This is a genomic window from Acinetobacter sp. YH12128, from assembly GCF_013418655.1.
Taxonomy (GTDB): Bacteria; Pseudomonadota; Gammaproteobacteria; order Pseudomonadales; family Moraxellaceae; genus Acinetobacter; species Acinetobacter amyesii.
Window position 1 is genome coordinate 1 of record NZ_VPBO01000050.1, and the last position, 6,469, is coordinate 6,469.

Below are 6,469 nucleotides of genomic sequence, written 5' to 3' on the forward strand. Positions count from 1 at the left end.
ATGAGGCATGTTCCGCGTCCTTGCAATACTGTGTTTACATACAGTCTATCGCTTAGCGGAAAGTTCTTTTACCCTCAGCCGAAATGCCTGCCGTTGCTAGACATTGCCAGCCAGTGCCCGTCACTCCCACTCGATTGTAAACAAGCACACAAAACCCTTTAGTGACAACAATTTGCAAGAACTATCAGGCTCAGTGCCATGAAAAATACCATGACCAGATCATGAGGTTGAACACGGCTTGCGCCGGCAGCGTTCACGCTCCTGGTCGGCGATCTCGCCCGGCTGCAATGCTAGCTCAGCATCGGTCATGCGCTCCAGCACGTCGCGTAGGCGGATGGTGCAAGGAATGGGCGGCAGCTCGAACTCATAGCCGCCGGCGATCATTTCGGCCGCAATCTCCTCGGTGATGAAAAACGGCTCGTCGTCTTGGTTCGGCTTCTTCATGCCCTTTCCTCCTGGCGCTCATCCTGGCCGACAGCGGCCAGGGCATCGGCTTCCGTCAATGCGTCCTCCACGAACGCGCCGTGCTGCTTCGCTTCGGCCTGGCTGACCTCGGCCCATATCCGTTTCACCTGGGCCGCACTGTACCCGGCCAGCTCGGCGGTCTTGTTGATGCTGTAGCCGGACTTGCGCAGCGCGACAACTTGGGCGCGGCGCTTCGGATCAGCACGGCGGCCCTTGTACCGCCCGGCCTGGCGGGCCAACTCAATGCCTTGGCGCTGGCGTTCGCGCCTGTCCTCGTAGTCGTCGCGGGCCATCTGCAAGGCCAGGCGAAAAAGCATGATCTGCACGGCTTCCAGCACGATCTTGGCGACGCCCTGGGCCTCGGCCGCCAGGTCGGATAGATCGACCACGCCAGGGACGGCCAGGCGTGCGCCTTTGGCCTGTATCGAGGCCACCAGGCGCTCGGCCTCGGGCAAAGGTAGGCGGCTGATGCGGTCGATCTTCTCGGCAATGACCACCTCGCCGGGCTGTAGGTCGCCGATCATGCGCAGCAGCTCAGGCCGGTCGGCGCGTGCGCCGGATGCCTTCTCACGGTAGATGCCGGCGACGTAGTAGCCGGCGGCCTTCGCGGCCGTAGTGATCGCCTCTTGGCGTTCCAAGTCCTGCGCGTCGGTGCTGACGCGCAGATAGACCCGCGCCACCATCGGCGCGGCTACTGGCTTCGTCCTGCGCATACTTGCGGGCTCCTTTGGGCATACTCAAATGCACCCATCTTAAACTGGCAGCTAATGTACAAAAGTTGATAGAAGCACACAAGTTCAATTTTGCACTTCTGCCCACTATTGCAAAACTGCTTGTTAGTAGCCGTTTTTTCTTACTGTTTATAGATTCAATAATTTTTGAAACGAAAAATTGGGACTAAACATTTCGGTTTCGTTTTCTGTCGATTCGTCCTGCGTATCTTTTGCATAAACAAACATTTGTTGTTCGTAGTTTTCGATGGCATTTTCAATACTTGTAAATTCTCCGTTTGTAAGGTTTTCAGACAATATCAAAGCATCCAATAATCCCGTATTTACACCCTGTCCTGCAAAAGGCGACATCAAATGAGCAGCATCGCCAATCATTGTTATGGGTAATGGACGGTTACTTTTCCAATCATTGTTCAAAGGAAATTTCCTTGTGGGCAAGCATTGAAATGTTGATACCGAACGTATTAATTGTTTGTAAACTTCACTCCATTTGGAAAATCTTTTCAATAAAAAATCGGCAACGCTGTTTCTGTCCTGAAAATCTAAGGGAATTTTATTTTTCCATTCATCGGGCGTTTTAAAACTAATTCCTAAATACAATGCACCATTATTATTGGGATTGGCAAACAATAAAATGCCCTGATGTCCCGCCATTAATCGGTTGCCGTTGCATAGCTGAAAAAATCCGGGACAGTTTATTTCCGGTTGAAGAATATCAGCTTGGATGTTGAAAGTACCGGTTTCTTCAACTTGCGTGTCGGTAACAAAGCTCCTTATTTTCGACATTCCACCATTGGCAAGAATAACCAAATCTGCTGTTTCACTCGGTTTATTCTCAAAAGTTAGTGTCCACTTCTTCTTACCAGGTTCAAGCATAACAAGTTTTCTATCCCAAATAACCGTGTCGTTTTCTAAACTATTCAACAAGATAGCCCTTAAGTCATTTCTGTTTATTTCAGGATTGTCAAATCGATTTTCGGGCTTTACATTTTTTGTGGATAAAATATTGCCTTTTTCATCAGCAATATTTACACCCATTGGTAAGGCTAAGTCATAATAAGTTTGTAACAATCCCGCTTTTTTCATTGCTTCCTGACCTGAACCTTTGTGTAGGTCAAGGGTTCCACCAAAAATTCTTGCCTCTCGGTCGTTGTCTCTTTCGTAAACTGAAACGTCTATGCCGTTTTGCTGTAATAATTTTGCCATAGTCAGTCCAACGGGTCCACCACCAATTATTGCAACGTTCTTATCACTAAGTAAATTCATTTGTTTGTCTGTATCTATTCGCATTGTCATTCAAAAATGGCACATAACAAGTGGCTATACGCCAAATGGCGTATATATCCACTATATCTTATTTTGCTAAACCTTTCATTATCAGTGACAAATCCGTTTTCAACCGTTTACCGTTCGTTTCTACTCTCTCAAAAGGATTTATATTCATAGTGCTTTTTGTTAAGTTTTGCTCAAATATACAAATCCTTTCTATATATCTAACAAATCCATCGGACTTTTTAATTGTTCCATTCCCTTGGTGGTAATATGTGTATAAACCTCAGTTGTTTTACTGCTTGAATGACCTAACAACGATTGAATATAACGTAAACTCGTACCATTCTCAAGCAAATGCGTTGCAAAGCTATGTCGTAAGGTATGTACAGTAACTTCCTTTTGAATCTTTGCTTTTAAAACAGCTGCTTTAAAAATGTTTTGAATACTTCGGCTTGAGTATGCGCCACCTTTTTGACCTTCAAATAAATAATCTTTTGGTTTATATTCCATAAAGTATGTTCTTAAAATAATTAATGTTTTCTCAGATAAAATGGTATAACGATCTCTTTTTCCTTTTGACTGTTCTATACGAATTTGCATGCGCTTGGAGTCAATGTCTTTTATTTTCAGGTTTATACATTCAGAAATGCGCAAACCTGCCGAATAAATAGTCATCAGAATAGCCTTGTGTTTCACGTTTTCAATAGCGCGTAGTACCCGAATGGTTTCTTCTTCACTCATCACAACAGGAAGTGTTTTTTCTTTTTTTGGTCTTTCGATGAAATATGTTTTCCGTTGTCCACCCAAAACACGTTCGTAATAAAACTGGCACTGTTGCAAAGTTAGCGATGAGGCAGCCTTTTGTCTTATTCAAAGGCCTTACATTTCAAAAACTCTGCTTACCAGGCGCATTTCGCCCAGGGGATCACCATAATAAAATGCTGAGGCCTGGCCTTTGCGTAGTGCACGCATCACCTCAATACCTTTGATGGTGGCGTAAGCCGTCTTCATGGATTTAAATCCCAGCGTGGCGCCGATTATCCGTTTCAGTTTGCCATGATCGCATTCAATCACGTTGTTCCGGTACTTAATCTGTCGGTGTTCAACGTCAGACGGGCACCGGCCTTCGCGTTTGAGCAGAGCAAGCGCGCGACCATAGGCGGGCGCTTTATCCGTGTTGATGAATCGCGGGATCTGCCACTTCTTCACGTTGTTGAGGATTTTACCCAGAAACCGGTATGCAGCTTTGCTGTTACGACGGGAGGAGAGATAAAAATCGACAGTGCGGCCCCGGCTGTCGACGGCCCGGTACAGATACGCCCAGCGGCCATTGACCTTCACGTAGGTTTCATCCATGTGCCACGGGCAAAGATCGGAAGGGTTACGCCAGTACCAGCGCAGCCGTTTTTCCATTTCAGGCGCATAACGCTGAACCCAGCGGTAAATCGTGGAGTGATCGACATTCACTCCGCGTTCAGCCAGCATCTCCTGCAGCTCACGGTAACTGATGCCGTATTTGCAGTACCAGCGTACGGCCCACAGAATGATGTCACGCTGAAAATGCCGGCCTTTGAATGGGTTCATGTGCAGCTCCATCAGCAAAAGGGGATGATAAGTTTATCACCACCGACTATTTGCAACAGTGCCGATAAAAATATATCATCATGAACAATAAAACTGTCTGCTTACATAAACAGTAATACAAGGGGTGTTATGAGCCATATTCAACGGGAAACGTCTTGCTCGAGGCCGCGATTAAATTCCAACCTGGATGCTGATTTATATGGGTATAGATGGGCTCGCGATAATGTCGGGCAATCAGGTGCGACAATCTATCGATTGTATGGGAAGCCCGATGCGCCAGAGTTGTTTCTGAAACATGGCAAAGGTAGCGTTGCCAATGATGTTACAGATGAGATGGTCAGACTAAACTGGCTGACGGCATTTATGCCTCTTCCGACCATCAAGCATTTTATCCGTACTCCTGATGATGCATGGTTACTCACCACTGCGATCCCCGGGAAAACAGCATTCCAGGTATTAGAAGAATATCCTGATTCAGGTGAAAATATTGTTGATGCGCTGGCAGCGTTCCTGCGCCGGTTGCATTCGATTCCTGTTTGTAATTGTCCTTTTAACAGCGATCGCGCATTTCGTCTCGCTCAGGCGCAATCACGAATGAATAACGGTTTGGTTGATGCGAGTGATTTTGATGACGAGCGTAATGGCTGGCCTGTTGAACAAGTCTGGAAAGAAATGCATAAGCTTTTGCCATTCTCACCGGATTCAGTCGTCACTCATGGTGATTTCTCACTTGATAACCTTATTTTTGACGAGGGGAAATTAATAGGTTGTATTGATGTTGGACGAGTCGGAATCGCAGACCGATACCAGGATCTTGCCATCCTATGGAACTGCCTCGGTGAGTTTTCTCCTTCATTACAGAAACGGCTTTTTCAAAAATATGGTATTGATAATCCTGATATGAATAAATTGCAGTTTCATTTGATGCTCGATGAGTTTTTCTAATCAGAATTGGTTAATTGGTTGTAACACTGGCAGAGCATTACGCTGACTTGACGGGACGGCGCTTCCCTACCCTCATGGCCGCCTCCCAGGAATCGACCCAGGTGCTTATCGTGGACATAATCCTTTACTCATAAATTTATCTTATTCCATTATTGTACCTGTCACGCAAAACTTGCAGAAAAGCCATAAACGCAGGAGAATCCTGTCGGCGGTGAGGATAATAAATATGGTAGCCGTCAAAATATGGACACCACTCGGTCAGAACAGCAATCAGCTTGCCGCTTTTGATATATCCATCTGCAACATACTCGGGAATATAGGCAATCCCCAGCCCGTCTAATGCTGCATCGAGCTGATGAATCGTGCTGTTCGCAATATATTGCCCTTTGACTTTCAGACTGAATTTCTGAGCATCTTTCTCGAATTCCCAGGCGTACAATCCACTCGTATCAGAATAGCGGACGTTAATGCAGTTGTGGTTCAAAAGATCCTGCGGCTTCCTGGGCTTAGCATAACGCTTAAAATGGCACTGTTGCAAAGTTAGCGATGAGGCAGCCTTTTGTCTTATTCAAAGGCCTTACATTTCAAAAACTCTGCTTACCAGGCGCATTTCGCCCAGGGGATCACCATAATAAAATGCTGAGGCCTGGCCTTTGCGTAGTGCACGCATCACCTCAATACCTTTGATGGTGGCGTAAGCCGTCTTCATGGATTTAAATCCCAGCGTGGCGCCGATTATCCGTTTCAGTTTGCCATGATCGCATTCAATCACGTTGTTCCGGTACTTAATCTGTCGGTGTTCAACGTCAGACGGGCACCGGCCTTCGCGTTTGAGCAGAGCAAGCGCGCGACCATAGGCGGGCGCTTTATCCGTGTTGATGAATCGCGGGATCTGCCACTTCTTCACGTTGTTGAGGATTTTACCCAGAAACCGGTATGCAGCTTTGCTGTTACGACGGGAGGAGAGATAAAAATCGACAGTGCGGCCCCGGCTGTCGACGGCCCGGTACAGATACGCCCAGCGGCCATTGACCTTCACGTAGGTTTCATCCATGTGCCACGGGCAAAGATCGGAAGGGTTACGCCAGTACCAGCGCAGCCGTTTTTCCATTTCAGGCGCATAACGCTGAACCCAGCGGTAAATCGTGGAGTGATCGACATTCACTCCGCGTTCAGCCAGCATCTCCTGCAGCTCACGGTAACTGATGCCGTATTTGCAGTACCAGCGTACGGCCCACAGAATGATGTCACGCTGAAAATGCCGGCCTTTGAATGGGTTCATGTGCAGCTCCATCAGCAAAAGGGGATGATAAGTTTATCACCACCGACTATTTGCAACAGTGCCGTTCAGGCAGTACTTCATCAACCAGCAAGGCGGCACTTTCGGCCATCCGCCGCGCCCCACAGCTCGGGCAGAAACCGCGACGCTTACAGCTGAAAGCGACCAGGTGCTCGGCGTGGCAAGACTCGCA

8 protein-coding genes and 1 pseudogene are annotated in these 6,469 nt (G+C 47.3%); 1 reads left to right on the top strand and 8 read right to left on the bottom strand.

Going from position 1 to position 6,469, the window contains the following annotated elements; translation table 11 throughout:
* Nucleotides 1-219: 219 nt before the first annotated feature.
* The 5 genes from FTU64_RS16020 to FTU64_RS16040 form a co-directional block, all read right to left on the bottom strand.
* A complete protein-coding gene (locus FTU64_RS16020) occupies nt 220-444 on the bottom strand; it encodes a hypothetical protein (protein ID WP_000743213.1) in 225 nt (74 codons plus the stop codon).
* Entirely contained in the window at nt 441-1,178 is a 738-nt protein-coding gene (locus FTU64_RS16025; RefSeq protein ID WP_001366550.1) for a recombinase family protein, read from the bottom strand. The genes FTU64_RS16020 and FTU64_RS16025 overlap by 4 nt, the downstream gene beginning before the upstream one ends.
* A 147-nt stretch (nt 1,179-1,325) precedes the next feature.
* Nucleotides 1,326-2,492, bottom strand: coding sequence for a tetracycline-inactivating monooxygenase Tet(X3) (locus FTU64_RS16030; protein ID WP_024160783.1), 1,167 nt, complete (start codon nt 2,490-2,492; stop codon nt 1,326-1,328).
* Nucleotides 2,493-2,681: 189 nt separating this feature from the next.
* On the bottom strand, nt 2,682-3,275 hold the full coding sequence (locus FTU64_RS16035) for a tyrosine-type recombinase/integrase (protein WP_205779272.1): 594 nt from the start codon (nt 3,273-3,275) through the stop codon (nt 2,682-2,684).
* Nucleotides 3,276-3,347: 72 nt separating this feature from the next.
* Nucleotides 3,348-4,052: an IS6-like element IS26 family transposase gene (locus FTU64_RS16040; protein ID WP_001067855.1), complete on the bottom strand. Its 705-nt coding sequence runs from the start codon at nt 4,050-4,052 to the stop codon at nt 3,348-3,350.
* 129 nt (nt 4,053-4,181) lie between these two features.
* Between FTU64_RS16040 and FTU64_RS16045 the strand changes: the two genes are divergently transcribed.
* The gene (locus tag FTU64_RS16045) at nt 4,182-4,997 is read left to right on the top strand and encodes an APH(3')-I family aminoglycoside O-phosphotransferase (protein ID WP_000018323.1); all 816 of its coding nucleotides are present in this window, start codon (nt 4,182-4,184) and stop codon (nt 4,995-4,997) included.
* 136 nt (nt 4,998-5,133) lie between these two features.
* On the opposite strand, the gene FTU64_RS16050 is transcribed toward FTU64_RS16045, so the two are convergent.
* The 3 genes and pseudogenes from FTU64_RS16050 to FTU64_RS16060 all read right to left on the bottom strand — a co-directional run.
* Nucleotides 5,134-5,535 carry a LysR substrate-binding domain-containing protein gene (locus tag FTU64_RS16050; protein WP_001183556.1) on the bottom strand — a complete coding sequence of 134 codons (402 nt, stop codon included), beginning with the start codon at nt 5,533-5,535 and terminating at the stop codon, nt 5,134-5,136.
* 39 nt (nt 5,536-5,574) lie between these two features.
* Nucleotides 5,575-6,279: an IS6-like element IS26 family transposase gene (locus FTU64_RS16055; protein WP_001067855.1), complete on the bottom strand. Its 705-nt coding sequence runs from the start codon at nt 6,277-6,279 to the stop codon at nt 5,575-5,577.
* A gap of 61 nt (nt 6,280-6,340) precedes the next feature.
* Nucleotides 6,341-6,469: pseudogene (locus FTU64_RS16060) on the bottom strand (transposase zinc-binding domain-containing protein); the annotation flags it as partial.

What these genes read in the sequence shown, in the direction of transcription:
- FTU64_RS16020 (WP_000743213.1), bottom strand. Translation starts at nt 444, where the DNA reads ATGAAGAAGCCGAACCAAGACGACGAGCCGTTTTTCATCACCGAGGAG.
- FTU64_RS16040 (WP_001067855.1), bottom strand. Translation starts at nt 4,052, where the DNA reads ATGAACCCATTCAAAGGCCGGCATTTTCAGCGTGACATCATTCTGTGG.
- FTU64_RS16030 (WP_024160783.1), bottom strand. Translation starts at nt 2,492, where the DNA reads ATGACAATGCGAATAGATACAGACAAACAAATGAATTTACTTAGTGAT.
- FTU64_RS16045 (WP_000018323.1), top strand. Translation starts at nt 4,182, where the DNA reads ATGAGCCATATTCAACGGGAAACGTCTTGCTCGAGGCCGCGATTAAAT.
- FTU64_RS16025 (WP_001366550.1), bottom strand. Translation starts at nt 1,178, where the DNA reads ATGCGCAGGACGAAGCCAGTAGCCGCGCCGATGGTGGCGCGGGTCTAT.
- FTU64_RS16055 (WP_001067855.1), bottom strand. Translation starts at nt 6,279, where the DNA reads ATGAACCCATTCAAAGGCCGGCATTTTCAGCGTGACATCATTCTGTGG.